Origin of the sequence: Streptomyces sp. NBC_01255 (genome assembly GCF_036226445.1) — a bacterium.
Taxonomy (GTDB): Bacteria; Actinomycetota; Actinomycetes; order Streptomycetales; family Streptomycetaceae; genus Streptomyces.
In genome coordinates this window covers 6,385,247-6,409,757 of sequence record NZ_CP108474.1, presented here as the reverse complement: position 1 = coordinate 6,409,757, position 24,511 = coordinate 6,385,247, and the positions used below count along the sequence as shown (strand labels likewise).

At 70.0% G+C, this 24,511-nt stretch carries 23 protein-coding genes and 1 riboswitch; of the genes, 7 read left to right on the top strand and 16 right to left on the bottom strand.

Annotation, left to right across the window (positions count from 1 at the left end; translation table 11 throughout):
- Positions 1-42: 42 nt before the first annotated feature.
- The 4 genes from OG357_RS29015 to OG357_RS29000 form a co-directional block, all read right to left on the bottom strand.
- Positions 43-1,065 carry a C40 family peptidase gene (locus tag OG357_RS29015; protein ID WP_329623953.1) on the bottom strand — a complete coding sequence of 341 codons (1,023 nt, stop codon included), beginning with the start codon at positions 1,063-1,065 and terminating at the stop codon, positions 43-45.
- 190 nt (positions 1,066-1,255) lie between these two features.
- Positions 1,256-2,302 carry a C40 family peptidase gene (locus tag OG357_RS29010; protein WP_329623952.1) on the bottom strand — a complete coding sequence of 349 codons (1,047 nt, stop codon included), beginning with the start codon at positions 2,300-2,302 and terminating at the stop codon, positions 1,256-1,258.
- A 258-nt stretch (positions 2,303-2,560) separates the two neighbouring features.
- Entirely contained in the window at positions 2,561-3,925 is a 1,365-nt protein-coding gene (locus OG357_RS29005; protein WP_329623951.1) for an NYN domain-containing protein, read from the bottom strand.
- 33 nt (positions 3,926-3,958) lie between these two features.
- Positions 3,959-4,201 (bottom strand): hypothetical protein, encoded by a 243-nt coding sequence (locus OG357_RS29000; protein ID WP_017238847.1) that lies wholly within the window; start codon positions 4,199-4,201, stop codon positions 3,959-3,961.
- A 157-nt stretch (positions 4,202-4,358) separates the two neighbouring features.
- On the opposite strand from OG357_RS29000, the gene OG357_RS28995 reads away from it, so the two are divergent.
- Positions 4,359-5,093, top strand: coding sequence for a rhomboid family intramembrane serine protease (locus tag OG357_RS28995; protein ID WP_317594356.1), 735 nt, complete (start codon positions 4,359-4,361; stop codon positions 5,091-5,093).
- On the top strand, positions 5,090-5,371 hold the full coding sequence (locus OG357_RS28990) for an Lrp/AsnC family transcriptional regulator (protein WP_024755605.1): 282 nt from the start codon (positions 5,090-5,092) through the stop codon (positions 5,369-5,371). The genes OG357_RS28995 and OG357_RS28990 overlap by 4 nt, the downstream gene beginning before the upstream one ends.
- 71 nt (positions 5,372-5,442) lie before the next feature.
- Here OG357_RS28990 and OG357_RS28985 read toward each other — a convergent pair whose 3' ends face one another.
- From OG357_RS28985 to ctaE, 6 genes are all read right to left on the bottom strand, one after another.
- On the bottom strand, positions 5,443-6,861 hold the full coding sequence (locus tag OG357_RS28985; RefSeq protein ID WP_329623950.1) for an aminotransferase class V-fold PLP-dependent enzyme: 1,419 nt from the start codon (positions 6,859-6,861) through the stop codon (positions 5,443-5,445).
- 209 nt (positions 6,862-7,070) lie between these two features.
- Positions 7,071-7,187: riboswitch (SAM riboswitch) on the bottom strand.
- 76 nt (positions 7,188-7,263) lie between these two features.
- Entirely contained in the window at positions 7,264-8,328 is a 1,065-nt protein-coding gene (trpD, locus tag OG357_RS28980) for an anthranilate phosphoribosyltransferase (protein ID WP_329623949.1), read from the bottom strand.
- Positions 8,329-8,460: 132 nt separating this feature from the next.
- The gene (gene qcrB, locus OG357_RS28975) at positions 8,461-10,086 is read right to left on the bottom strand and encodes a cytochrome bc1 complex cytochrome b subunit (protein WP_329623948.1); all 1,626 of its coding nucleotides are present in this window, start codon (positions 10,084-10,086) and stop codon (positions 8,461-8,463) included.
- Positions 10,083-11,135, bottom strand: coding sequence for a cytochrome bc1 complex Rieske iron-sulfur subunit (gene qcrA / locus OG357_RS28970; protein ID WP_329623947.1), 1,053 nt, complete (start codon positions 11,133-11,135; stop codon positions 10,083-10,085). Before qcrA ends, qcrB begins: the two co-directional genes overlap by 4 nt.
- Entirely contained in the window at positions 11,132-11,941 is an 810-nt protein-coding gene (qcrC, locus tag OG357_RS28965) for a cytochrome bc1 complex diheme cytochrome c subunit (protein WP_329623946.1), read from the bottom strand. Before qcrC ends, qcrA begins: the two co-directional genes overlap by 4 nt.
- Before the next feature lie 73 nt (positions 11,942-12,014).
- Positions 12,015-12,635, bottom strand: coding sequence for an aa3-type cytochrome oxidase subunit III (gene ctaE / locus OG357_RS28960; RefSeq protein WP_317594362.1), 621 nt, complete (start codon positions 12,633-12,635; stop codon positions 12,015-12,017).
- A 191-nt stretch (positions 12,636-12,826) separates the two neighbouring features.
- Between ctaE and OG357_RS28955 the strand changes: the two genes are divergently transcribed.
- Positions 12,827-13,228, top strand: a complete 402-nt coding sequence (locus tag OG357_RS28955; RefSeq protein WP_329623945.1) for a hypothetical protein — start codon at positions 12,827-12,829, stop codon at positions 13,226-13,228.
- 99 nt (positions 13,229-13,327) lie between these two features.
- Here the strand turns inward: OG357_RS28955 and OG357_RS28950 are convergent, their stop codons facing one another.
- The 4 genes from OG357_RS28950 to ctaC all read right to left on the bottom strand — a co-directional run bounded on the left by OG357_RS28950 (position 13,328) and on the right by ctaC (position 17,811).
- Positions 13,328-14,587: a L,D-transpeptidase gene (locus OG357_RS28950; protein ID WP_329623944.1), complete on the bottom strand. Its 1,260-nt coding sequence runs from the start codon at positions 14,585-14,587 to the stop codon at positions 13,328-13,330.
- A gap of 130 nt (positions 14,588-14,717) precedes the next feature.
- Positions 14,718-15,116: a cytochrome c oxidase subunit 4 gene (locus tag OG357_RS28945; RefSeq protein ID WP_329623943.1), complete on the bottom strand. Its 399-nt coding sequence runs from the start codon at positions 15,114-15,116 to the stop codon at positions 14,718-14,720.
- Positions 15,113-16,849, bottom strand: a complete 1,737-nt coding sequence (gene ctaD / locus OG357_RS28940; RefSeq protein ID WP_329623942.1) for an aa3-type cytochrome oxidase subunit I — start codon at positions 16,847-16,849, stop codon at positions 15,113-15,115. Before ctaD ends, OG357_RS28945 begins: the two co-directional genes overlap by 4 nt.
- Positions 16,846-17,811 carry an aa3-type cytochrome oxidase subunit II gene (gene ctaC / locus OG357_RS28935; RefSeq protein ID WP_329623941.1) on the bottom strand — a complete coding sequence of 322 codons (966 nt, stop codon included), beginning with the start codon at positions 17,809-17,811 and terminating at the stop codon, positions 16,846-16,848. Before ctaC ends, ctaD begins: the two co-directional genes overlap by 4 nt.
- Before the next feature lie 416 nt (positions 17,812-18,227).
- Here ctaC and OG357_RS28930 point away from each other — a divergent pair, with 416 nt between their 5' ends.
- Positions 18,228-19,616 (top strand): cysteine desulfurase/sulfurtransferase TusA family protein, encoded by a 1,389-nt coding sequence (locus tag OG357_RS28930; RefSeq protein ID WP_329623940.1) that lies wholly within the window; start codon positions 18,228-18,230, stop codon positions 19,614-19,616.
- A gap of 32 nt (positions 19,617-19,648) precedes the next feature.
- Here OG357_RS28930 and OG357_RS28925 read toward each other — a convergent pair whose 3' ends face one another.
- Positions 19,649-20,623 (bottom strand): carbohydrate kinase family protein, encoded by a 975-nt coding sequence (locus OG357_RS28925; protein ID WP_329623939.1) that lies wholly within the window; start codon positions 20,621-20,623, stop codon positions 19,649-19,651.
- Positions 20,624-20,753: 130 nt separating this feature from the next.
- On the opposite strand from OG357_RS28925, the gene OG357_RS28920 reads away from it, so the two are divergent.
- The gene (locus tag OG357_RS28920; protein WP_329623938.1) at positions 20,754-20,960 is read left to right on the top strand and encodes a hypothetical protein; all 207 of its coding nucleotides are present in this window, start codon (positions 20,754-20,756) and stop codon (positions 20,958-20,960) included.
- A 79-nt stretch (positions 20,961-21,039) separates the two neighbouring features.
- Entirely contained in the window at positions 21,040-22,629 is a 1,590-nt protein-coding gene (locus OG357_RS28915; protein WP_329623937.1) for a hypothetical protein, read from the top strand.
- 77 nt (positions 22,630-22,706) lie between these two features.
- Here OG357_RS28915 and OG357_RS28910 read toward each other — a convergent pair whose 3' ends face one another.
- Positions 22,707-23,063, bottom strand: coding sequence for a HesB/IscA family protein (locus OG357_RS28910; protein ID WP_015033024.1), 357 nt, complete (start codon positions 23,061-23,063; stop codon positions 22,707-22,709).
- Between the two features lie 226 nt (positions 23,064-23,289).
- On the opposite strand from OG357_RS28910, the gene nadA reads away from it, so the two are divergent.
- Positions 23,290-24,471, top strand: a complete 1,182-nt coding sequence (gene nadA / locus OG357_RS28905; RefSeq protein ID WP_329623936.1) for a quinolinate synthase NadA — start codon at positions 23,290-23,292, stop codon at positions 24,469-24,471.
- Positions 24,472-24,511: the final 40 nt, after the last annotated feature.

Sequence of the window (24,511 nt, the reverse complement as noted above, 5' to 3'; positions counted from 1 at the left end):
GTACCGCTTCCGGTACTGCGGGATCGGCGCTCCGCCCCGGGCTCAGACTCGCGTCACCGTCACGTTCGACATCATGTTCACCGGGTCGTAGCGGACCCGCGCCCCCGGATAGGGGGCGTGGATGACCTGTCCGTTGCCCGCGTAGATCCCCACATGGCTGGCGTCGCCGCGGTACGTGACCAGGTCGCCGGGCTGCGCCTGCGAGAGCGGCACCTGCCGGCCCGCGTACCGCTGGGCCGAGGAGGTGCGCGGCAGGCTGATCCCGGCCTGCCGGTACGACCAGACCATCAGGCCCGAGCAGTCGAAGCCGGTGGGCCCGGTCGCCCCCCAGACGTACGGCTTGCCGATCGCGCTGCGGGCGGCGATCACCGCGGCGGAGGCCCGCGAGGAGCCGGGGCCGAGGTCGGCGAGGGGCGGCAGCTCCCCGGTGGCGTCCGCGCGCCCGCCGGAGCGGGAGGCGCGGTCGTAGTCGGCGCGCTCCTCGACGGTGAGGGAGGCGAGGATCCGGCGGGCCTCGGCGAGCTTGCGCTCGACGGCGCGCTTGTGGCGGGCGACGTCGGCCCGGCTGCGCTCCAGCTCGGCGAGGGCGGTGCGCGCCTCGTCCCGCCTCTGGTTCAGCCTGCGCTGCTCCCGCTGGAGCTCGCTGAGCGCGGCGCCCTGCCGGGCGGTGGCACGGTCGAGGGCGGAGGCGCGTTCCAGGTAGCTGTCCGGGTCGGAGGAGAGCAGCAGCGCGAGGGCCGGGTCGATGCCGCCGGAGCGGTACTGGGCCCCGGCGACCGCGCCGAGGGCGCCCCGCATGTGGTTGATGCGCTCCTGGCCGCGGGCGAGTCCGTCCTGCGCCCGGGAGACCGTCCTGCGCAGCGCGTCCGTCTTCTCGTCCGCCTTGTTGTAGCCCTCGGTGGCCTTCTCGGCCTCCTCGAAGAGGCGGTCGACCGTGGCCCGGGTGGCCGCGCTCGTGGGCCCCGGGTCGGCGCTCGCGGGGACGGCCCCGAGGGACGCCGCCGCGGTGGCCGCGGCGGCTGCGGTCAGGACGGTGACCCTCGCGGGTCGGCGGTGGGACGCCACTAATCGCGCTCCGTTCGGCTCGACGCAGACTGGCGCGGCAGACAGTAGCCGCTGATCACGTCGCGTCCAACGAAGCCGCCGGGCACACAAAGTGACGCCCCGCCGGAGATCACAGGTCACCGGCGGGGCGTCAGGTCAGCACGTGTCCGGCCGAACCACCCGTTTGGGCGGCATGCCGGGGCGGGGCGTGTCAGCCTCCGACGCGGACACCGAACTGGAACGTGCCCATGTAGCTCATCGACTCGTACCGGACGTTGGCGCCCGGCTTGGGGGCGTGCAGGATCGTGTTGTTGCCCACGTACAGACCCACGTGCGACAGCCCGTTGAAGAAGACCAGGTCGCCCGGCGCGAGCTGGCTGCGGCCGATCTTCTGGCCGTCGTTCTGCTGGGTGTAGGTGACGCGGCTGATGTTGGCGCCGGCCTGGCCGTAGGCCCACTGGGTCAGACCGGAGCAGTCGTACGAGTTCGGGCCCTCCTGGCCGGAGGCGTACGGCTTGCCGATCTGCGTGGCGGCGGCGGCGAGCGCCCGGCCGCCCAGACCGGAAGCGGGGGCCTCGTTGCCCAGGTCGACCCGCTCGTTGGCAGCGCGGCTGGCCCGCTGCTCCTTCGCCCGCTCCTCCTGCTCCAGCTTGGCCTTCTCGGCCGCCGTGAGGGTGTTGAGGAGCTGTCGCGCGTCGGCGAGCTTGCCCTGGTACTTCTTCTTCTTCTCGCCGAGCGTCTTGCGGACGTCCTCGAGGTCGGCCAGCTTCGTGGTCGCCTCGGCGCGCTGCTGCGCGAGGGTCCGCTGCTTGGCCTGGATCGAGGTGAGGACGTCGGCCTGCTGGGCGCTCAGCTGGTCGATCGCGGACGCCTTGTCGAGGTAGGTGTCCGGGTCGGCGGAGAGGAAGAGCTGGAGCGCCGGGTCGATGCCACCGGAGCGGTACTGCGCGGTGGCGACCGAACCGATCTGGTCGCGCAGGGTGTTGAGCTCCTGCTGACCGCGGGCGACCTTGTCCTGGAGGTTGCTGATCTCCTCCTGGAGCTTGCCGCGGCGCTCCTCGGCCTGGTTGTACTGCTCCGTGGCCTCTTCGGCCTCGTGGTGGAGCTCGTCGACCTTCGACTTGACCTCGTCGATCTTGGGCTTGGGGGCCGCCTGGGCTCCGGACTGGGCGGAGAGTGCGACGGCGGCGGCCGCGGCCGCGGTGAGCACGGTCACACGGGCACGGCTCGGCTGCTTGGGTCGACGGTGGGACGCCACGAAGGCGAGCTCCTTCTTCCTCAGAGCCGCCCGACCCGTGAGGGGCAGGCGGTTCCTCCGCCGTCACCCCGGATGGGTGATCGACCGCGCGAAGGTTCGAAGCCTGACCCTAGTGACCAAGTTGTGATCAGTTCAAATCCCACTGGCAAAAATATTGCCCACGCAGCACTTTGTTTACACACACCGTACGGGCAGTGATGGCGACTTGACGGTGCGCCATCCAGAATTCGGGCAAAACGCCCAGGAGTTACGAGGTGGCTACGAGAGCCGCGAAAGCCGCTTCAGCAACAAGGCGGACGCCACCGGCCGCGCACCCGCCTTCGCGACCCCGTCGGCGACCTCGCGGTCGGTGGAGACCACCACCACGGGGCGCCCCGGCGGCTCGGCCCGCACCAGCTGCCGGATCAACTCGTCCGCCGTGACACCGGGCTTGGAGAAGAGCACCCGCACCCCGCGCGGCGGCGCGAGCAGCACCGGCGCCGCCAGCTCGGCCCCGTCGAAGACACAGGTGACCTCGGCGCCCGACCGGGCCGCGAGGGCCGAGAGGCTCCCGAGCAGCCGCAGCCGCTGCTTCTCCAGCGGCATCGTCGGATAGCCGGTCTTGGTGACGTTGTAGCCGTCGACGACCAGATGGGCCTGAGGCAGCGCGAGCAACTGGTCGAGCAGCGCCGGATCGGTCTCGGAGAGCGCCCGCGCCGCGATGTCCTTCGGGGACATCCGCCCCGGCTCCACCGCGTCCACGGTGTCCGCCGGATGTACGGACACGGGCGGCAGTGCCAGTTCGCGGCGCAGCCCCTGGGCCGCGTCCAGCACCGTGTCGAGCAGCAGCCGCAGCCGCATGTCCTCCACGGAGCGGCCCTCACGGGCGGTCCTGCGGCTCGCCTCCAGGGCCGCTTCCACCTCGCCGAGCCGGGCCTTGAGCCGCCGGCTCTCGCTCTCGGCGGCCGACACCTGGGCGGCGGCCTCCGCCTTCGCCGCATCGATCTCGCCCTGCGCGCGGCGCATCGCGGCCTCGCCGCGCTTCACGTCGCTCTGGGCGCTGCGCAGCTTGCGGTGAAGCGATTCCGCTTCCTTGCGGGCGGCGTCCAGATCGTGGCGCAACTGCTCCGTCTCGCCGCGGGAGCGGTCCTTGGCGGCGGCGAGCTCCTCGCGCAGCCGCTCCAGCTCGCGCCGTCCGGCTTCGTCGGCCCGCTCGGCGTCCGCCCGCAGGGCCTCCTCGCCCGCGGCGGCCACGAGCTTGACCCAGCCGGCCGGGCGCAGCACATAGGCGGCCGCGGCCACGTCGACCGGGTCGGCGGCGGCGGGCGGGGTGCCCGTCTCGACGGCCCCGGCCAGTTCGGGCTGGGACTGCTTGAAGCGCTCGCCGATCCGCTGTCGGAAGAGCGGGTCGCTCTCCAGGGCGGCCGCCATCGCGTTGCCGGCGAACTTGGCCCGCCGGCTCGCGGTGAACCGGGCGTACTGCCGCAGGGGGGCCGGCAGCTCCGCGACGGTCAGCCCGCCGAAGGCGTCCGCGACCAGCGCGACGACCCTCCGACGTACACCTTCCGTCAGTGGGTGGTCGAGCGTCTCGGCAGCGTCACCTGCCGCGCCGGCCGGCTCTCCACCGTGCGCGGGCTGCTCCACGATCCGTCACCCCTATGTCGTCCGCGCCGTCCCTCAGGAGGCGGCGCCCGGCCTGTCCACCAGTTCGATCTGGTCCACCGCGTTGCACCAGCGGCAGCGGACCGACTCGATGGTCTCACTGACCACCTGCCGCTCCTCGACCGTCGGGTCGCCCGCGAGGTCCAGATGGACGTACTCCACGACCTTGGAGGAGCGGGTCACGTCGAAGCGGGTCAGATTGCCGCACAGCGTGCAGCGCCAGCGGGTCTCGGCGGTCGGCAGGGGAACCGTCGTCATCGTGCCGTCCTTCTTCCTGTTGCCTGTACCAGGTGCGGGAGCCGCGGTGCGCCGTCGAACTGCGGTTGTACTGCCCGTTACCCTACGGCCTCGCCGGTGCACCGGAGCACGGCGAGGCACTCTGTCCAGTTCGACCCCGGTACGCCATGATCTGTCCATGATCGACTGGCGAGCGACGGCTCTCGGTGCCTGGCGGGGCACGCGCGGCGGCCCCACGGTGACCTACGGCCTGATCGCCGCCTGCTGTCTGCTCTTCGCGCTGAGCCCGGTCTCCGGACTCAACCCGGTGTACGGCACGGGCGACGCGCTCCTGGCGGCCCAGGGCACGTACTTCCGCCGCTGGGGCGTGGTCCCCGCCGAGCTGATGAGCGGCGAACCCCGCGCCCTGCTCACGCCGTTCACCGCGCTCTTCGTCCACGGCAGCTGGCTCCACCTGCTCGGGAACATGCTGTTCCTCTACGTCTTCGGCGCGATGGCCGAGGAGCGCATGGGCCCCGTCGCGTTCGCCCTCTTCTACCTGGGCACCGGCTACCTCGCCCTCGTCGGGTACGCGGTGGCGCACGCGAACAGCGAGCAGACGCTCGTCGGGGCGTCCGGGGCGATCTCCGGGGTGCTCGGGGCCTTCCTCTTCCTCTTCCCGCGCTCCCGTGTGACCAGCCTCTTCCCCTTCCTCTTCTTCCTGCCGCTGCGCTTCCCCGCCTGGATCGTGCTGATCTTCTGGTTCGTGCTCCAGTGGCTGGCGGCGCGAGCGGCCGGACCGGGACCCGGCATCGCCTATCTGTCCCATGTGGTGGGCTTCTCCGTCGGCTTCCTCTACGCCTGGGGCCGCTACCGGGGTGGGGATAGAGTGAAGGCTCCAGCCGCGGCGACCGAGGGAGAAAGCCAGCCGTGATCACCGCGATCGTGCTCATCAAGACCAGCGTGGACCGCATCCCCGAGATCGCCGAGTCGATCGCCGCGCTCGACAGCGTCAGCGAGGTCTTCTCGGTGACCGGCACCTACGACCTGATCGCCATGGTCCGGGTGTCGCGCCACGACGACCTGGCGGACGTGATCCCCGGAAGCATCAGCAAGATCCCCGGCGTCGAGGCCACGGACACGCACGTGGCGTTCCGTACGTACTCCCAGCACGACCTGGAGGCGGCCTTCGCCATCGGCCTGGAGTCCTGAGGCCGCGCACGCGTCACGGGTGAAGGGGGTCTCCCGCTCGGGAGGCCCCCTTCACCCGTACGAGTGACTGGTCAGCCGCGGTCCGGGACGCAGCGGCCGTCCTCGGTGCGGTACTTCCACTGCGCGCCGTCCCGGACGAGCTCCTTCACGGCGCCGACGAACCGCTCCACGTGCTCGTCCGGCGTACCGGCGCCGAAGCTCACCCGGATGGCGTTGAGCGAACGCTCGCCGGGCGCGGCCTCGGGGGCGCCGCACTCGCCCGGGTCCTGCGGGTCGCTGCCGAGCAGGGTGCGGACCAGCGGGTGGGCGCAGAACAGGCCGTCGCGGACGCCGATGCCGTACTCGGCGGAGAGCGCGGCGGCGAAGTGGGAGCTGTTCCAGCCCTCCACGACGAAGGAGATGACGCCCACGCGGGGCGCGTCGTCGCCGAAGAGCGAGAGCACCTTGACCTCGGGAACCTCGGCGAGGCCCGCGCGCACCGTGTCGATCAGGTGCTGCTCGCGGGCGACCAGCTGGTCGAAGCCCGCCTCGGTGAGCGCCTTGCAGGCGGAGGCGATGGAGTAGACGCCGATGACGTTCGGGGAGCCGGCCTCGTGGCGGGCGGCGGTGGTGTGCCACTCGACGTCCACGCCGCCGTCGGCCCGGCGCGCCACCGTGCGGGAGGCGCCGCCGCCGGCGAGGTACGGCTCGGCGTCCTGGAGCCAGTCGGAGCGGCCCGCGAGGACGCCCGAGCCGAAGGGCGCGTACAGCTTGTGTCCGGAGAAGGCGACCCAGTCCACGTCCAACTCCTGTACGGAGACGGGGTGGTGGGGCGCGAGCTGGGCGGCGTCGAGCACGATCCGGGCGCCGTGGGCGTGCGCGGCGGCGGCGAGCTCCTTCACCGGCCACAGTTCACCGGTGACGTTCGACGCGCCGGTGACGCAGACCAGGGCGGGGCCGTACGGGTCACGGTCGGCGAGCGCCCGCTCCAGGGTCTCGACGGCCTGCGCCGGGGTGCGCGGCGCGTTGAGGTAGGTGACGCGGGCGTCCTGCCACGGAAGGAGCGAGGCGTGGTGTTCGGTCTCGAAGACGAAGACCTCGCAACCGGCCGGGACGGCTCGGGCGAGCAGGTTGAGCGAGTCGGTGGTGGAGCGGGTGAAGACGACCTGGTCGCCGGGGCGGCAGTCGAGGAACTCGGCGACGGTGACGCGGCTGTTCTCGAAGAGGTCGGTGGAGAGCTGGGAGAGGTAGCCGGCGCCGCGGTGGACGCTGCCGTAGTAGGGGGCGTACGCGGCGACGTCGTCCCACACCCGCTGGAGCGCCGGGGCGCTGGCGGCGTAGTCGAGCGCCGCGTAGGTCACTTCGCCGCCGGTGACGAGCGGGACGGTGACGTCCCGGCCGAGGACGGGCAGCGGGGCGGCGCAGCAGGGGTCGGCGGACTCGGAGCCGGAGACCTCGACGGAGGTCTCGACGGCGGCGGTGTCGACGGCGGCGTTCGGGTATGCGGACATGGCGGTATCTCCCGGCGGGCGGTGCGGAATGGCTTCGGTGATCCCGTACGCGGCCGGACACGGCGGGGTACGGGTGATGCCTCGGAAGACATGGGGGTACGCGAAAGTGACCCTGATCCGAGGGTGAAGTAGGGGCGGATTCGCCCTATCGCATTCGCTTGCTCACGGAAAAAGCTCCTCGAGAGACCAGGACCCCTGGTGTGTCGAGGGGCCCGCGCTTGCCGTAGACCTTGCTGTCTACGGCCTGGTCTTCACCCGGGGCACCCCGCCACGGACGGAGGGTTGCCGGACAGCAAGCCGGGGCTTCGTAGCTGTCACTCATGACCTGGCATGCATCCTGCCACATGATCGCCGATGCGCAAGACCCCGGTCCGCATGCTGGACCGGGGCCTTGGGGGCGAACTACGCGTTGCTGGCGGCGATCCAGCGCTCCAGGGCCCGGCGGGCCGCCCCTGAGTCGATCGCCTCGGCGCCCTTCGCGATGCCGGCCCGCAGCTGCTCCACGAGGGTGCCCTCGCCCGGTTCGAGCGCGGTGAGCGCGGCCGCGGTGTTGAGGAGCACCGCGTCCCGTACGGGCCCGGTCTCCCCCGCGAGCAGCCGCCGGGCCACGTCGGCGTTGAACGAGGCGTCCGCGCCGCGCAGCGCCTCCAGGGGTACGAGGTCGATGCCCACGTCCCGCGGGTCGAAGCGCTCCTCGGTGACCGTGCCGCCGCGGACGACCCACACCCGGGAGGTGGAGGTGGTCGTCAGCTCGTCCAGGCCGTCGTCGCCGCGGAAGACCAGGGCGGAGTTGCCGCGCTCGGCGAAGACCCCGGCCACGATCGGCGCCATGCGTGCGTCGGCGACGCCGACGGCCTGGGCCCGTACCTTGGCCGGGTTGGTCAGCGGGCCGAGGACGTTGAAGGTCGTGCGGATCCCCAGCTGGCCGCGCGCGGCGGCGACGTGCCGCAGCGCCGGGTGGAACTTCACCGCGAAGCAGATGGTGATGCCGGCTTCCTCGGCGACCTCGGCGACCCGCTGCGGGGTCAGATGCAGATTGATGCCGAGCTTCTCCAGCACGTCGGAGGAGCCGGAGGCGGAGGACGCGGCGCGGTTGCCGTGCTTGACGACCTTCGCACCCGTGCCGGCGGCCACGATCGACGCCATCGTGGAGATGTTGACGGTCTTGGCGCCGTCGCCGCCGGTGCCGACGATGTCGACGGCGGGACCCGGCACCTCGATCACGTTGGCGTGCTCGTACATGCTCCGTACGAGGCCGGTGATCTCCGCGACCGTCTCGCCCTTGGCCCGCAGCGCCACCATGAATCCGGCGATCTGGGCGTCGGTGGCCTCGCCGCGCATGATCAGGTCCATCGCCCAGGCCGTGTCGTCGGCGGCGAGGTCGCGGCCGTCGAGCAGGCCGTTCAGGAGGACGGGCCAGGAGCGGCCCGCCGACGTAGGTCCTCCAGCGGGGGTCGCAGCGCTCATGGCAGCTCCTGGATCGTCACGTAGGGAAAGACAAGTGCCACCCTATCGAGCCCGGGAGACGGCGAAGAGCCCCGTCCATCGAATGGACGGGGCTCTCACCGTGGCGACCTACGTCATCGGAAGGTCAGGGGATCAGTGGTGGCCGTGGCCGCTCTGGATCTCCTTGTACTCCTCCGAGGTGGGCTTGGCGACCTGGCTGTCGCCGCCGTAGTAGCCCTTGTTGAGCTTGACCCGGAGCTTCTCGATCGCGCCGATCTTGCGCTCCACGCCGTTCTCGTCGACGGCCGGCGGCAGCGCCGCGGGCTCGTACTGCTCGTGCGCCGTGAGGCGGTGCAGCTCGCCCTGGCTGAGCGGCTCGTGGACCTCGACGAACTCACCGTGCGGCAGGCGCTTGATGATGCCCGACTCGCGGCCGTGCAGCACCTTGTCCTTGTCCCGGCGCTGGAGGCCGAGGCAGATCCGCTTGGTGACGATGAACGCGATGACCGGGCCGACGAAGAAGAAGATCCGCACGAACCAGGTGATCGAGTTGATCGACAGGTGGAAGTGGGTCGCCCAGAGGTCGTTTCCACCACCCACGAGCATGATCATGTACGCGGTGATCCAGGCGACACCGAAGCCGGTGCGCGTCGGAGCGTTGCGCGGGCGCTGCGAGATGTGGTGCTCGCGCTTGTCGCCGGTGATCCAGGACTCGATGAACGGGTACACCGCGATCGCGCCGAGCACCGCCGGGAAGATCGCCAGCGGGATCATCACGCCCAGGACGAGCGTGTGGCCCCAGAGGTTGATCTCCCAGCCCGGCATGACACGGATCAGACCCTCGGCGAAGCCCATGTACCAGTCGGGCTGGGCGCCGGTGGACACCTGGTCCGGTCGGTACGGGCCGAGGGCCCAGATCGGGTTGATCGAGGCGATCGCCGAGATGACCGCGATGACACCGAAGACCAGGAAGAAGAAGCCTCCGGCCTTCGCCATGTACACGGGCAGCAGCGGCATGCCGACGACGTTCTTGTTCGTGCGGCCGGGGCCCTCGTAGTGCGTGTGCTTGTGGACGACCACCAGGATGAGGTGGGCGACCACCAGGCCCAGCATGATGCCGGGCAGCAGGAGCACGTGCGCCGAGTAGAACCGGGCCACGAAGTCGCCGCCGGGGAACTCCCCGCCGAACAGGAACATCGAGAGGTAGGTGCCGACGACCGGCACCGACAGGATCGCGCCCTGCATGAAGCGGACACCGGTGCCGGAGAGCAGGTCGTCCGGGAGCGAGTAACCGGTGAAACCGGTGAACATGCCCAGGAAGAACAGCAGGAAGCCGAACAGCCAGTTGATCTCACGCGGCTTGCGGAACGCGCCGGTGAAGAACACGCGCATCATGTGCACGAACATGCCGGCGAGGAAGATCAGCGCCGCCCAGTGGTGGATCTGCCGGATCAGCAGACCACCGCGCACCTCGAAGGAGATGTGCATGGTCGAGTTGAACGCCTCGGACATCAGCTGTCCCTGGAGCGGGACGTACGGTCCGACGTACTCCACCTCGTTCATCGACGGGTGGAAGAACATCGTCAGATAGACGCCCGTCAGGATGATGATGAGGAAGCTGTAGAGGCAGATCTCGCCCAGCATGAAGGACCAGTGGTCCGGGAAGATCTTCCGCATGTTGGCCTTGGCCAGCGTGTAGATCCCCAGGCGACCGTCGGCCCAGTCGGCGACCCGCTCACCGGCGGGTGCCTTCTTGTTCGTATCGGTCACGGTGCTCATCCGCGCTCCCAGAAGGCAGGACCGACGGGCTCGTCGAAGTCGCCGAGCGCCTCCAGGAAGCCCTTGTCGTTCACACCGATCCGCAGCTGCGGAAGGGCGTGACCGGCCGGGCCGAAGATGACGCGGGCGCCGTCGGAGAGGTCGAAGGTGGACTGGTGGCACGGGCAGAGCACGTGATGCGTCTGCTGCTCGTACAGGGAGATCGGGCAACCCACGTGGGTGCAGATCTTCGAGAAGGCGACCACGCCCTGGTGCGACCACTCGAGCTCGCGCTTGTCCTTGATGTCCTCCGGCTGGATCCGGACGATCATCAGGGCAGCCTTGGCGATCTCGGTCTGGAAGTCGTGGTCGTGCTCCGACATGCCCTCGGGCATCGCGAAGGTCAGCGAACCGACCGCGACGTCCTCGGGACGCAGCGGCTCGTGCGTGTTCATGTTGATCAGCTGCTTGCCGCGGGCCCACTTGGTGGTCCGGAGCTTCTTCTCGGGCAGCGGACCCATGTCACGCAGGAGCATGACGCCGGAGAGCGGGACGAGCGCCAGCGCACCGAACATCGTGTTGCGGATGAGCTTGCGGCGGCCGAAGCCGGACTCGGCGGCACCGGCCGCGAAGTCCGCCATGACCTGCGCCTTGACCTCGGGCGACGCCGCCATCGGGTGACGCTCGTCGGCGACCTCGACGTCGGACATCAGGGTGCGGGCCCAGTGGACCGCCCCCGCGCCGATGAAGAAGAGAGCCAGGCCGAGCGTCCAGCCCAGGGCGAAGTTGAGCGCGGACACCCGGCCGAAGGGCCAGATGTACACGATCTTGTCGACCGGGAAGATCACGTACGAGGCGATGAAGCCGACGGTGGCCAGCATCGACAGCACGAACATGAAGGCGACCGCACGCTCGGACCGGCGGGCGGCCCGCTCGTCGATGTCCTGGATGCGCGGCTTGTGGGGCGGAAGGCCCGGGTCGGCGAACGGGTCGTCGGCGACCTTCACCGCGCCGTGCGCGGTGTCCTGCCCTGCCGGCAGGTTCTCTTCTGGAATCTCTTGGGTACTCATGACTTCTTGGCCTTAGCGGTGTGGGCCGCGACCCAGACGGCAACTGCGATGAGCGCACCCAGACCGAAGACCCAGGCGAACAGACCCTCGGAGACGGGGCCGAGGCCACCGAGCGAGAGACCGCCCGGGCTGTCGGCCTTGTCGCTGTTGACGGCCTGGACGTACGCGATGATGTCCTGCTTCTGCTTCTCCGGCATGGTCGTGTCCGGGAAGGAGGGCATGTTCTGCGGGCCGGTCTGCATGGCCTCGTACAGGTGCTTCGGGCTCACGCCTTCGAGGTTGGGGGCGTACTTGCCGTTGCTCAGCGCGCCGCCCTCACCGGTGAAGTTGTGGCACTGGGCACAGTTGTTGCGGAACAGCTCGCCACCCTTGGCGATGTCGGCACCGGAAGGGTCGTACTGCTCCGGCGTCGGCGTGATCGGGCCCGCGCCGAGGGAGGCCACGTACGCCGCGAGCTGATCGATGTCGGCCTGCGAGTAGATGACCTTCTTCTTCGGGACCTGGGCGCCCGGCTGCTGGGCCGGCATGCGGCCCGTGCCGACCTGGAAGTCGACGGAGGCCGAACCGACGCCGACGAGGGACGGGCCGTCAGAGGTGCCCTGACCGCCGGTTCCGTGGCAGCTGGCGCAGCCGACGGAGTAGAGCTTCTTGCCCTCCTCGATCGCGAGGGACTGGGCGGTTTCATCGGCCTTCGCCGTGCCCGCGGGCGCGAACGCGGCGTACAGCCCCCCAGTGGCCGCCAGCGCGAGTAGGAGGACGACGACCGCCGCCAGCGGATGGCGTCGTCGTGCGGAGAGCTTTTTCACGGATTACCCCGGTGTCAGGATCTTCTGCGTCGATGCTTGCTGGATGTCTCGGTCCGCCGGGAGGCGGAACCGATTACTTGATCATGTAGATCGTGGCGAAGAGGCCGATCCAGACGACATCGACGAAGTGCCAGTAGTAGGACACGACGATGGCGGCGGTTGCCTGCTCGTGGGTGAACCTCTTGGCGGCGTACGTCCGGCCGAGGACCAGCAGGAAGGCGATGAGACCGCCCGTCACGTGCAGGCCGTGGAAGCCGGTGGTCAGGTAGAACACGGAGCCGTACGGGTCCGACGAGAGCGAGAGGCCCTCGTGCTTGACCAGCTCGGTGTACTCGAAGACCTGGCCGCCGATGAAGATCGCACCCATCACGAACGTGATGATGAACCACGTCCTGAGCTTCTTCACGTCGCCCCGCTCGGCAGCGAATACGCCGAGCTGACAGGTGAGGGAGGAGAGCACCAGGATCGTGGTGTTGGCCGCCGAGAACGGGAAGGCCAAGGCCGAGGCCTTTTCCGCCCAGAACTCGGGACCGGTCACCGATCGCAGGGTGAAGTACATCGCGAAGAGGGCCGCGAAGAACATCAGCTCGGAGCTCAACCAGATGATGGTTCCGACGCTGGTGAGGTTCGGTCGATTGACCGACGGGTGCGCGTGCCCTGTTTCTACTGTCGTTACTGTCGCCACGACCGACATTATGTCGGTCGCTTATCCCGCCCTCACTCCGGGGGGTGCCGTTCGGAGTGTCAGGGGGGCGTGTCCAGCCCGAACGGCCCATCGGAAGCCCCTTCGAACAGGTGCTGAACGGGTGTTGACGGGGTGTGGACCGGAGTAGCATCCCGCGCATCGATCGACGACCTTCCCACGGACTTCCCCACGGAGGAACGATGCAGTCGAGTGCCACGGTCCTGGTCTACAGCGACGACGCGAACACCCGCGCGCAGGTGCGCCTCGCCGCCGGGCGCAGGCCCGCGGCCGACGTCCCGCCGGTCGAGTTCGTGGAGTGCGCGACGCTGCCGGCGGTGCTGAAGCACCTGGACGAGGGCGGTATCGACGTCTGCGTCCTGGACGGCGAGGCGGTGCCCGCCGGCGGTATGGGCGTCTGCCGGCAGATCAAGGACGAGATCTTCCGCTGCCCGCCGGTGCTGCTGCTCATCGGGCGCCCCCAGGACGCCTGGCTGGCCACCTGGAGCCGCGCGGACGCCGCGATCACCCTTCCGGTGGAACCGGTCGAGTTCGCGGCGTCCCTGGCCGCCCTGCTGCGTTCCCGCCTCGCGATCGACGCGTAACCCTCCGGCGAGTGAGCCGAAGGGGCGCGCCGGGGGAACAGGGCCGAGCACGGTCGGCCCTGTGAGCCCGGCTGAAGCGCCCCGGAGGCGAACCGAGCCTCAAAAAGAGAGGGGCCGGAGGCGGGCTTTGGCGTCCTCGGTGGCGGTCGGGTCTCCCGATTCCTCCACCAGGGCGCTGCCCTTGCGCCACTTGTCCCACGGCATGTTCCAGTCGCCGAAGCCGTTGCCGAAGGTGTCCATCGTGTCGCCGTAGCTGTTGACGGTCTTCACGATGTCGCCGGGGCGGACGGTCTCGTAGAACCAGGCCGCGTTCCCGGTCGACATGCCGACACAGCCGTGGCTGACGTTCGCCACACCCTGCGAGCCGACGGACCACGGCGCGGCGTGGACGTATTCGCCGCTCCATGTCACCCGGGTGGCGTAGTAGACCGGCAGGTCGTACGACTCCGAACTGCCTTCCGAGATGCCGATGCTGGTGCCCCGCATCCGGACGTAGTACTCCTTGCCGAGCACGACCTTGATGCCGTTGCGGGTGGAGAAGCCCGGCTTGCCGGTGGTCACCGGAATGGTGTTGATCACTTCTCCGTTGCGCCGGACGGTCATGTAGTGCGAGCCGGCGTCCGCGACGGCCTCGACGCGGTCGCCGATGGTGAGCTTCAGCGGCTTGGACGCGCCGCCGTAGAGCTTGTCGCCCACCTTGAGGCCGTCCAGGTTGGCGGTGGCGGTGATGCGCGCGCCGGCGGGCCAGTACTCCTTCGGCCGGAAGTGCAGCTTCTTGTCGTCCACCCAGTACCAGGAGCCCTCCACGGCGGGCGTGGAGCGGATCTTGAGGGCCCGCTCGACGACCGCGCGGGCCGCCCGGTCCTTCACGGGGAGGGCGAGGTCCGCGGTGATCGGCTGTCCGACGCCGTACGTGCCCGTCTCCGGCCCGAAGGTGACGGTCAGGGCCCGTTTGGCCGGGGCTGTCTCGAACGTGTACGTACGGGCACCTGGGGCGCCGTCCTCGTCTTCGGTGGCCACCCGGACCGTGTAGCGGGTGCCGGCCGCCAGGGAGGCCGTGGAGCGCCAGCGCTGCCCGTCCGCGGTGAGTTCACCCGCCAGGTGGCGTCCTGCGGCGTCGACGGCGGTGACGTCGGTGATCCGGCCGTCCTCGCCCTTGGCGGAGATCTCCAGGGGCTTCTCCGGGTCCGCCTTGGCGCCGTCGGCCGCGGTACTGATGGCGAGCTGGTCCGCCGCGTCGTAGGGCTTCACCGACAGCGGATGGCCGTCGGAGCCCGCGCACGCCGTGGCGGTCGCGGTGACGGTGACGGCCAGAAGAGTGCAGCTCAGAACAGTCCGAATGCGCGGCGTGTCGTTCATGACTTCACGCTAAGGACAATCCTCCGCACCAGCGCGTCGAGTACGGCAAACGAGGGGCCCGGCCGCTTCGGTGACGAAGCGTCCGGGCCCCTCGGGTGCTCCGTTACGGAGCGGGGTACCGCTGTTGCTGCTACTGGTTCTGGTTCTCACCGCGGTAGAACTCGAACACCCAGCCGAACAGGCCGATGAGGAGCAGCGGAGCCGAGAAGTACAGGATCCACCAGCCCATCGCGACGGCGAGGAAGGCGAGCGCACCACCGACGGCCAGCGAAAGCGGCTGCCAGCTGTGCGGGGCGAAGAAGCCCACCTCACCGGCCTCGTCCGCGACGTCGGCTTCCTTGTTGTCCTGCGCCATCGCGTCGACACGCTTGGCCGTGAAGGCCAGGTAGTAGCCGATCATGATGGACAGGCCGAACGCCAGGAACAGCGCCGTCGTACCGACCGGCTCCTTCGACCACACGCCGTACAGGACGGCCATGGCGAGGATGAAGACGCTCAGCCAGATGAACATCTTGCCTTGGATCTTCACTTGCCGGCCTCCTTCGCGCCCGCGAGGGCCTCGGCCACGTGCCCCTTGTTCTCCAGCTGGTCGACAGCGGCGATCTCAGGGTGGTGCAGGTCGAACGCCGGGGATTCGGAGCGGATCCGCGGCAGGGTGAGGAAGTTGTGCCGCGGCGGCGGGCAGGACGTCGCCCACTCGAGCGAACGGCCGTAGCCCCACGGGTCGTCGACCTCGATCTTCTTGCCGTACTTGGCGGTCTTCCAGACGTTGTACATGAACGGCAGGATCGACAGACCGAGCAGGAAGGAGGAGATCGTCGAGATCGTGTTCAGCGCGGTGAAGCCGTCGGCGTCGAGGTAGTCCGCGTAACGACGCGGCATGCCCTCGGCACCGAGCCAGTGCTGCACCAGGAAGGTGCCGTGGAAGCCGATGAACAGCGTCCAGAACGTGATCTTGCCGAGTCGCTCGTCCAGCATCTTGCCGGTGAACTTCGGCCACCAGAAGTGGAAGCCGGCGAACATCGCGAAGACCACGGTGCCGAAGACGACGTAGTGGAAGTGCGCGACGACGAAGTACGAGTCGGAGACGTGGAAGTCCATCGGCGGCGAGGCCAGGATGACGCCCGTCAGACCACCGAAGGTGAAGGTGATCAGGAAGCCGATCGTCCAGAGCATCGGTGTCTCGAACGACAACGAGCCCTTCCACATCGTTCCGATCCAGTTGAAGAACTTCACGCCTGTCGGTACGGCGATGAGGAACGTCATGAAGGAGAAGAACGGTAGGAGCACGCCGCCTGTGACGTACATGTGGTGCGCCCACACGGTCACGGACAGGCCGGCGATCGCGATCGTCGCGGCCACCAGACCGATGTAGCCGAACATCGGCTTACGGCTGAAGACCGGGATGATCTCGGAGACGATGCCGAAGAACGGCAGCGCGATGATGTACACCTCTGGGTGGCCGAAGAACCAGAAGAGGTGCTGCCACAGCAGCGCTCCACCGTTGGCCGCGTCGAAGATGTGCGAGCCGAACTTGCGGTCCGCCTCCAGGGCGAACAGCGCGGCCGCCAGGACCGGGAAGGCCAGCAGGACCAGAACACCGGTCAGCAGCACGTTCCAGACGAAGATCGGCATGCGGAACATCGTCATGCCCGGAGCGCGCATGCAGATGATCGTGGTGATGAAGTTGACCGAACCGAGGATCGTGCCGAAGCCGGAGAAGGCCAGACCCATGATCCAGAGGTCGGCGCCGACACCCGGCGAGCGGACGGCGTCCGACAGCGGGGAGTAGGCGAACCAGCCGAAGTCGGCCGCACCCTGCGGGGTGAGGAAGCCACCGACCGCCATGAGCGAGCCGAAGAGGTACAGCCAGTACGCGAACATGTTCAGCCGCGGGAACGCCACGTCGGGCGCGCCGATCTGCAGCGGCATGATCCAGTTCGCGAATCCGGCGAACAGCGGCGTCGCGAACATCAGCAGCATGATCGTGCCGTGCATCGTGAACGCCTGGTTGAACTGCTCGTTCGACATGATCTGCGTACCCGGACGGGCCAGCTCGGCGCGCATGAAGAGCGCCATGAGTCCGCCGATGCAGAAGAAAGCGAACGACGTGACCAGGTACATCGTCCCGATCGTCTTGTGATCGGTGGTGGTCAGCCACTTGATCACGACGTTGCCGGGCTGCTTGCGCCGTACGGGCAGCTCGTTCTCGTACGAGTCCTCAGCTGCGGCGGCACCCTGGGTTTCGTTGTGGATGCTCACAGTTGGTTCTTCTCCGCATTCCTGGCCGGGTCCGTCTGCTCGATGCCAGACGGGATGTAGCCGGTCTGCCCCTTCTCGGCCAGCTCCTTCAGGTGCTGCTGGTAGCGCTCCGGAGAGACCACCTTGACGTTGAAGAGCATCCGGGAGTGGTCGACACCGCACAGCTCGGCGCACTTGCCGAGGAAGGTGCCCTCCTGGCTCGGAGTCACCTCGAAGACGTTGGTGTGACCCGGGATGACGTCCTGCTTGAACAGGAAGGGGACCACCCAGAAGGAGTGGATGACGTCACGGGAGGTCAGGACGAACCGGACCTTCTCGCCCTTCGGCAGCCACAGGGTCGGACCCGGGTTGCCGGTCTGCGGGTTCCGGTCGCCGGGGATACCGGCGTCGTAGACACCGCCGGCGTTCTCCGGGAACGCCTCCAGGAACTTGTCCGGGATCGCGGCGAGGTTCTTGTCCGTCTTGGCGTCGCCCTTCACACCGGGCACGTTCTCGACGTAGTTGAAGCCCCAGCTCCACTGGTAGCCGACCACGTTGACCGTGTGCGCCGGCTTGGGCGTGAGCGCGAGGAGCTTCGACTCGTCGCGTGCGGTGAAGTAGAACAGCACCGAGACGATGATGAGCGGGGTGACCGTGTACAGCGCCTCGATGGGCATGTTGTACCGGGTCTGCGGAGGTACCTCGATCTTGGTCCGGCTGCGCCGGTGGAAGAAGACTGACCAGAGGATCAGGCCCCACACCAGGATTCCGGTGATGAGCGCGGCCGCCCACGAACCCTGCCAGAGGGAGAGGATCGTAGGTGCCTCTTCCGTGACCGGAGTGGGCATACCAAGGCGGGGGAAGTCTTCCCAGTTGTACGAGCAGCCCGTGGCTGTCGCCAGGATCAGGCCCGCAGTCAGCACCTGCGGCAGCTTCCGCCGCATCGGGCGCCGCGACGAGCGGTCGGAGCCGTTGGGACTCACGTAGCGCCTTCCCGAGAGTCTCGGCCCGCGTTGGTCGGCCACGGCCGTCCGTCTCGCTGGTCGGTCGCCGCCCCGGCCGCGGGCAGGGGTTTGGATGTTTATGCGGACCAAACCCTACTGGACGCTATTTGGGGTCGCGCGGGGAGGGTGCCCAACGCGCCGTCCGAGTCCCCGAAGGGGTGGAGTCCGGGGTTCCGGAGGGGGGTCCCAGGCGGCCGTTCGGCGGTCTGCCGTCGTACCGGGGCGGCCTTCTGACGAGTGCTCACGAGAAGCGGACGGGCGGGCGGACGGCGGTGTGGACGGATGTACGGGCCGGGCGCGTCGGGCGTGTCGGCCGGGCGGGCGGCGGGGCCGGTCCGGCGGGTCGGGGAGGGGTGGCCCCGCGGGTCGGGGCAGGTCGGCCCTACCGTGGGCGGATGCCGTACTTCGACGCCGCGTCCGCCGCACCCCTGCACCCCGTCGCCCGCCAGGCGCTGCTCGCCTCCCTGGACGAGGGCTGGGCCGATCCGGCCCGGCTGTACCGGGAGGGGAGGCGGGCCCGGCTGCTGCTCGACGCGGCGCGGGAGGCCGCGGCGGAGGCGGTGGGGTGCCGCCCGGACGAGCTCGTGTTCACTCCTTCGGGAACGCGCGCGGTTCACGCCGGGATCTCGGGCGCCCTCGCGGGCCGTCGGCGTGTCGGGACCGGCCTCGTCGTGTCGGCGGTCGAGCACTCCTCCGTCCTGCACGCGGCGGAGCGTCACGCGGCGGCGGGCAGCTCGGTCACCGAGGTGCCGGTGGGCCGCTCCGGCGCGGTGGACGCGGCCGTCTTCGGCGGGGCGCTCGCGCCCGGCACGGCGCTCGCCTGCCTCCAGTCGGCCAATCACGAGGTGGGGACGGAGCAGCCGGTCGCGGAGGTCGCCGAGGCCTGCCGGGCGGCGGGCGTGCCGCTGCTCGTGGACGCGGCCCAGTCGCTGGGCTGGGGGCCGGTGGAGGGCGGCTGGTCGCTGCTCGCGGCGAGCGCGCACAAGTGGGGCGGGCCGGCGGGCGTGGGGCTGCTCGCCGTACGGAAGGGGGTGCGGTTCGCGCCCCAAGGCCCCTTGGACGAACGGGAGTCGGGTCGGGCGCCCGGTTTCGAGAACCTGCCGGCGATCGTGGCGGCGGCGGCCTCGCTGCGGGCGGTCCGGGCGGAGGCGGCGGCCGAGGCGGCCCGGCTGCGGGGTCTGGTGGACCGGATCCGGGCGCGGGTGCCGGAACTGGTGCCGGACGTGGAGGTGGTGGGCGATCCGGTGCGCCGGCTCCCCCATCTCGTCACCTTCTCCTGTCTCTATGTCGACGGAGAGACCTTGCTGCACGAGCTGGACCGGGAGGGTTTCTCCGTTTCGTCCGGTTCGTCGTGTACGAGTTCGACGCTGACGCCCAGCCATGTGCTGCGTGCGATGGGGGTGCTGAGCGAGGGGAACGTCCGGGTGTCCCTGCCGGCCGGCACCCCGGCGGAGGATGTGGACCGGTTCCTCGACGTGCTGCCGGGGGTGGTCGCCGGGGTACGGGAGCGGCTCGGCGCCCCGACGGCAGCGGCCGCGGTCCCGGCGGCCGGCTCCGGCTCGCTCGTGGTGGACGCGCTCGGCCGGCGCTGCCCGATCCCGGTGATCGAGCTGGCGAAGGTGATCGGCGACGTGCCGGTCGGGGGGACGGTGACCGTCCTCTCCGACGACGAGGCGGCCCGCCTCGACATCCCGGCCTGGTGCGAGATGCGCGGCCAGGAGTACGTGGGCGAGGAGCCCTCCGAGCGGGGCGGCGTCGCGTACGTGGTGCGGCGGGTGGCCTGAGAGCCGCCCGCCGCACCCCGCACGGGGGCGTGTCAGCCCAGGTGGGACTGGACCTCGGCGGCGGCCTCGTCGCCGTACGCCTTGGTGAAGCGGTCCATGAAGTTGGCGCGGCGCAGGGTGTACTCCTGCGTGCCCAGGGTCTCGATGACGAGGGTGGCGAGCATGCAGCCGACCTGGGCGGCGCGCTCCAGGCCGACGCCCCAGTGCAGGCCGGTCAGGAAGCCGGCGCGGAAGGCGTCGCCGACGCCGGTCGGGTCGACCTTGGCCGTCTCCTCGGGGCAGCCGACCTCGATCGGGGTCTCGCCGACGCGCTCGATGCGGACACCGCGCGAGCCGAGGGTGGTGATCCGGTGGCCGACGCGGGAGAGGATCTCCGCCTCGGTCCAGCCCGTCTTCGACTCGATGAGGCCCTTCTCGTACTCGTTGGAGAAGAGGTACGTGGACCCGTCGAGGAGGGTACGGATCTCCTCGCCGTCCATGCGCGCGATCTGCTGCGAGAAGTCGGCGGCGAACGGGATCGACCGGGAGCGGCACTCCTCGGTGTGGCGGAGCATCGCCTCGGGGTCGTCGGCGCCGATCAGGACCAGGTCGAGGCCGCCCACGCGGTCGGCGACGGCCTTGAGCTCGATCAGCCGGGCCTCGCTCATCGCGCCCGTGTAGAAGGAGCCGATCTGGTTGTGGTCCTTGTCCGTGGTGCAGACGAAGCGCGCCGTGTGCAGCACCTCGGAGATCCGCACCGAGGACGTGTCGACGCCGTGGCGGTCGAGCCAGGCGCGGTACTCGTCGAAGTCGAAGCCGGCGGCGCCCACGAGGAGCGGGCGGCTGCCGAGCTGGCCCATGCCGAAGCAGATGTTGGCCGCGACGCCTCCCCGGCGCACGTCGAGGTTGTCGACGAGGAACGAGAGGGACACCGTGTGGAGCTGGTCGGCCACGAGCTGGTCGGCGAACCTTCCAGGGAAGGTCATGAGGTGGTCGGTGGCGATGGAGCCGGTGACTGCGATACGCACGGCGGGGTGCTCCTGCGGGAAGGCGGTAATGACAGTTCACGCTATCTGGTGGGACGCGCGCTGCCGAACAGTGGAAACTACCCCAGAGTAGGCCTTTTCTCCGGAGCACCGGGGTGCATACGGTGCGCCCATGAGCCTGCACCCCGCTCCCCGTGAGCGTCACGAGTCCGAGCTGAGCCTCGCCCAGCTGCGCGGCGACAGCGCGCGGATGGTCCCGCACTGGGTCACGCCGGCCCCGCCGGTGCCCGCCCCGGTCTCCCCCGCGCTGATCCACGGGGTGGTCGTACCGGCCGCCTCGGCACGGCTGATCGACGCCACCGCCGAGTACGGCGGCTGACGGACGGAACCGTCCGCCCGCCCGCTCCGTCCCACCGGTGTCTTCCCCACAGGGATGCCAGGTCCGAAGGAGCGATGCCGTGAGCGGTACGGAGAACGGTCGGAGGCGGCGGAGGCTGCTCACCGCCTCGGTGGCGGCGGGAGTCCTGCTCGCCGGTGGCGGCGGGGTGTACCTCGCCGTCGCCGCGACGGCGCCCGGCGAGGCCACGCCCGCCGGGTCGGAGAGCCGGGCCGACAAGGCGGCCGTGCCCCCGCCGCTCCGCCTCGGGGGCGGGAGCGGCGGCACGGGTGACGGCGGTACGGGTGACGGTCCCGGTATCGCGCCCGGCGAGCCCGACCCCGGCGGCGGCCCGAACGGGACCGTCTACACAGCCAAGGGCCCGCTCCCCCAAGGGCCCTCCTCGGCCGCGGTCCACCGGCCCGAGGGCCTGGTCACCTCGGCGGAGGTGACCAGGCTGGCCGAAGCGCTCGGTCTCTCCGGGAGCCCCTCCCTGGTGGGTGAGGTCTGGACGATCCGGCCGGAGAAGGACGGCTCGGGAGCCCGCCTCGACGTGGCTCGGAAGGCGCCCGGGAACTGGACGTACTCCTGGTACGACGGCGGCCCGGCCGGCGACAGCTGCCTCAAGGGCAAGGCGTGTCCTCCGCCGGGCGAGACGAAGCCCTTCCCCGGTGGTTCGCCGGTGAGCGAGGCGGCGGCGAAGGCGGCGGCCGCGCCCGTCCTGAAGGCGATCGGCCAGGACGACGCCAAGGTGTCGGCGACGCAGGTGATGAACGGCTCGGTCCGGGTGGTCAACGCCGAGCCGGTGGTGGGCGGGCTCCCGACGTACGGCTGGTCGACGGGGCTCCACATCGGGCCGGACGGCCGGCCGGTCGCCGGGAGCGGGATGCTCAAGGAGCCGGTGAAGGGCGACACGTACCCGGCGATCGGGGCGGAGAAGGCGCTCGCCGAGCTGAACGAGGCCTCGAAGGGCACCGGCCCGATCGGCATCGGCGGCTGCGCCACCGCCCCGCCGGCCGGGGAGCCGGAGGCGGGGAAGCCCGACGCCCCGATGCCGGAGGCCGGGAAGCCCGACGCCGGAATGCCGGACTCGGGGAAGCCGACCGCCGGGAGGCCCGACCTCGGCGAGCCGAGCACCGGGTCGGACGCCCCGGGCGCGCCCTGCCAGACGATCGTGGACATGGCGCAGCCGGACCAGGTGCCGGTGACGCGCGCGGTGTTCGGTCTGGTCGCGCAGGACGTGGACGGCGCGCGGCTGCTCGTACCGGCGTGGCTGTTCACGGCGGACCCCGCGGACGCTGCGCCATACACGGTGACGCAGACGGCGGTGGCCCCGGAGTTCCTGGCGCCGCCGGCTAAGCCGTCGCCCTCGCCGACGCCGGAGCCCGACGAGGGCACCTCTCCGGCGCGGCAGATCGAGTCGTTCCGGACCGAGGGGGACGGCCGGAAGCTGACCGTCACCTTCTGGGGCGGGGTGTGCAGCGACTACACGGTGACGGCCCGGGAGAGCGCGGACCGGGTCACGGTGCGGGTGAAGGAGACGCCCACCGAACCGGGCAAGGCGTGCATCGCCATCGCGGTCGAGGTGACGAAGTCGGTGACGCTCGACCGGCCGCTGGGCGACCGGCCCGTCGTCGACGCGGCGAGCGGGGAGGCCGTACCTCGTCGGTAGACCTGTCGGCACATGCGCGAGGGCGGCGGCCCGGGAGTCCCGGGCCGCCGCCCTCGCGTTCGTGCGGGTGGTGCGACTTAGCTGAACGAGTCGCCGCAGGCGCAGGAGCCCGTGGCGTTCGGGTTGTCGATCGTGAAGCCCTGCTTCTCGATGGTGTCGACGAAGTCGATCGAGGCACCACCGAGGTACGGGGCGCTCATGCGGTCGGTGACGACCTTGACTCCGTCGAAGTCCTTCACGACATCGCCGTCGAGCGAACGCTCGTCGAAGAACAGCTGGTAACGCAGGCCGGAGCAGCCACCGGGCTGTACGGCGACGCGCAGGGCCAGGTCCTCGCGGCCTTCCTGGTCGAGGAGGGCCTTGACCTTGGCCGCGGCGGCGTCGGACAGGAGGATGCCGTCGCTGACAGTGGTCTTCTCGTCCGATACGGACATCTGCTTCTCTCCCGGTGTGTACGGAGACTGCTTGCCGACAGTGGTAACCGCCGGTGCCCCGGATTCATTCCGGGCCGCGTGGGGTCTTCCTCATTCATGCTCGCACACCCTGTCCAGGAGCGCGGACGGCGAATTCGTCACATCGACACTATGGACATCGTCAACGTGACGTGAAGCGGTTATGATAGATAACGTCATTTCGACGAAAAGGTTCCCCGAAGAAAGGGTGCGTGACGTGACCACCGCCCAGCCCCTGGATGTTCAGCCGACGCCGCTCGCGCTGCTCCTGCTCGGCCGCGAGGCCGACCCGAAGAGCGAGCGCGGCGTGGAGTGTCCGGGCGATCTCCCGTCGCCCTCCGACCCGGACCTCGTGGAGCGCGCCCGCGCCGCCAAGGAGAAGCTCGGGGACAAGGTCTTCGTGCTCGGCCACCACTACCAGCGTGACGAGGTCATCCAGTTCGCCGACGTCACCGGCGACTCGTTCAAGCTCGCGCGCGACGCCGCCGCCAAGCCGGAGGCCGAGTACATCGTCTTCTGCGGCGTGCACTTCATGGCGGAGTCGGCCGACATCCTCACCACCGACGACCAGAAGGTCGTCCTGCCGGACCTGGCGGCCGGCTGCTCGATGGCCGACATGGCCACCGCCGAGCAGGTCGCCGAGTGCTGGGACGTGCTGACCGAGGCCGGCATCGCCGAGCAGGTCGTGCCCGTCTCGTACATGAACTCCTCGGCCGACATCAAGGCCTTCACCGGCAAGCACGGGGGCACGATCTGCACCTCGTCGAACGCCAAGCGCGCGCTGGACTGGGCCTTCGAGCAGGGCGAGAAGATCCTCTTCCTGCCGGACCAGCACCTGGGCCGCAACACCGCCGTCCGCGACATGGGCCTGTCCCTGGACGACTGCGTGCTCTACAACCCGCACAAGCCCAACGGCGGGCTCACCGTCGAGGAGCTGCGCGCCGCGAAGATGATCCTGTGGCGGGGTCACTGCTCGGTGCACGGCCGCTTCTCGCTGGACTCGGTCAACGACGTCCGTGAGCGCATCCCGGGCGTGAACGTGCTGGTCCACCCGGAGTGCAAGCACGAGGTCGTCGCCGCCGCGGACTACGTGGGCTCGACCGAGTACATCATCAACACCCTGGACGCGGCCCCGGCCGGTTCGAAGTGGGCGATCGGCACCGAGCTGAACCTGGTCCGGCGCGTGGCCAACGCGCACCCGGACAAGGAGATCGTCTTCCTCGACAAGACGGTCTGCTTCTGCTCGACCATGAACCGCATCGACCTGCCGCACCTGGTGTGGACCCTGGAGTCCCTGGCCGAGGGCAACCTGGTCAACCAGATCAAGGTCGACCGGGAGACGGAGAGCTTCGCCAAGCTCGCCCTGGAGCGGATGCTGGCACTGCCGTAACGGTTCTCCCGTACGTACGCCGGAAGGGGCGCCCCGCGAC

What these genes read in the sequence shown, in the direction of transcription:
- OG357_RS29000 (WP_017238847.1), bottom strand. Translation starts at nt 4,201, where the DNA reads ATGACGACGGTTCCCCTGCCGACCGCCGAGACCCGCTGGCGCTGCACG.
- OG357_RS28995 (WP_317594356.1), top strand. Translation starts at nt 4,359, where the DNA reads ATGATCGACTGGCGAGCGACGGCTCTCGGTGCCTGGCGGGGCACGCGC.
- OG357_RS28985 (WP_329623950.1), bottom strand. Translation starts at nt 6,861, where the DNA reads ATGTCCGCATACCCGAACGCCGCCGTCGACACCGCCGCCGTCGAGACC.
- trpD (WP_329623949.1), bottom strand. Translation starts at nt 8,328, where the DNA reads ATGAGCGCTGCGACCCCCGCTGGAGGACCTACGTCGGCGGGCCGCTCC.
- qcrB (WP_329623948.1), bottom strand. Translation starts at nt 10,086, where the DNA reads ATGAGCACCGTGACCGATACGAACAAGAAGGCACCCGCCGGTGAGCGG.
- qcrA (WP_329623947.1), bottom strand. Translation starts at nt 11,135, where the DNA reads ATGAGTACCCAAGAGATTCCAGAAGAGAACCTGCCGGCAGGGCAGGAC.
- ctaE (WP_317594362.1), bottom strand. Translation starts at nt 12,635, where the DNA reads ATGTCGGTCGTGGCGACAGTAACGACAGTAGAAACAGGGCACGCGCAC.
- OG357_RS28955 (WP_329623945.1), top strand. Translation starts at nt 12,827, where the DNA reads ATGCAGTCGAGTGCCACGGTCCTGGTCTACAGCGACGACGCGAACACC.
- OG357_RS28950 (WP_329623944.1), bottom strand. Translation starts at nt 14,587, where the DNA reads ATGAACGACACGCCGCGCATTCGGACTGTTCTGAGCTGCACTCTTCTG.
- OG357_RS28930 (WP_329623940.1), top strand. Translation starts at nt 18,228, where the DNA reads ATGCCGTACTTCGACGCCGCGTCCGCCGCACCCCTGCACCCCGTCGCC.
- OG357_RS28920 (WP_329623938.1), top strand. Translation starts at nt 20,754, where the DNA reads ATGAGCCTGCACCCCGCTCCCCGTGAGCGTCACGAGTCCGAGCTGAGC.
- OG357_RS28910 (WP_015033024.1), bottom strand. Translation starts at nt 23,063, where the DNA reads ATGTCCGTATCGGACGAGAAGACCACTGTCAGCGACGGCATCCTCCTG.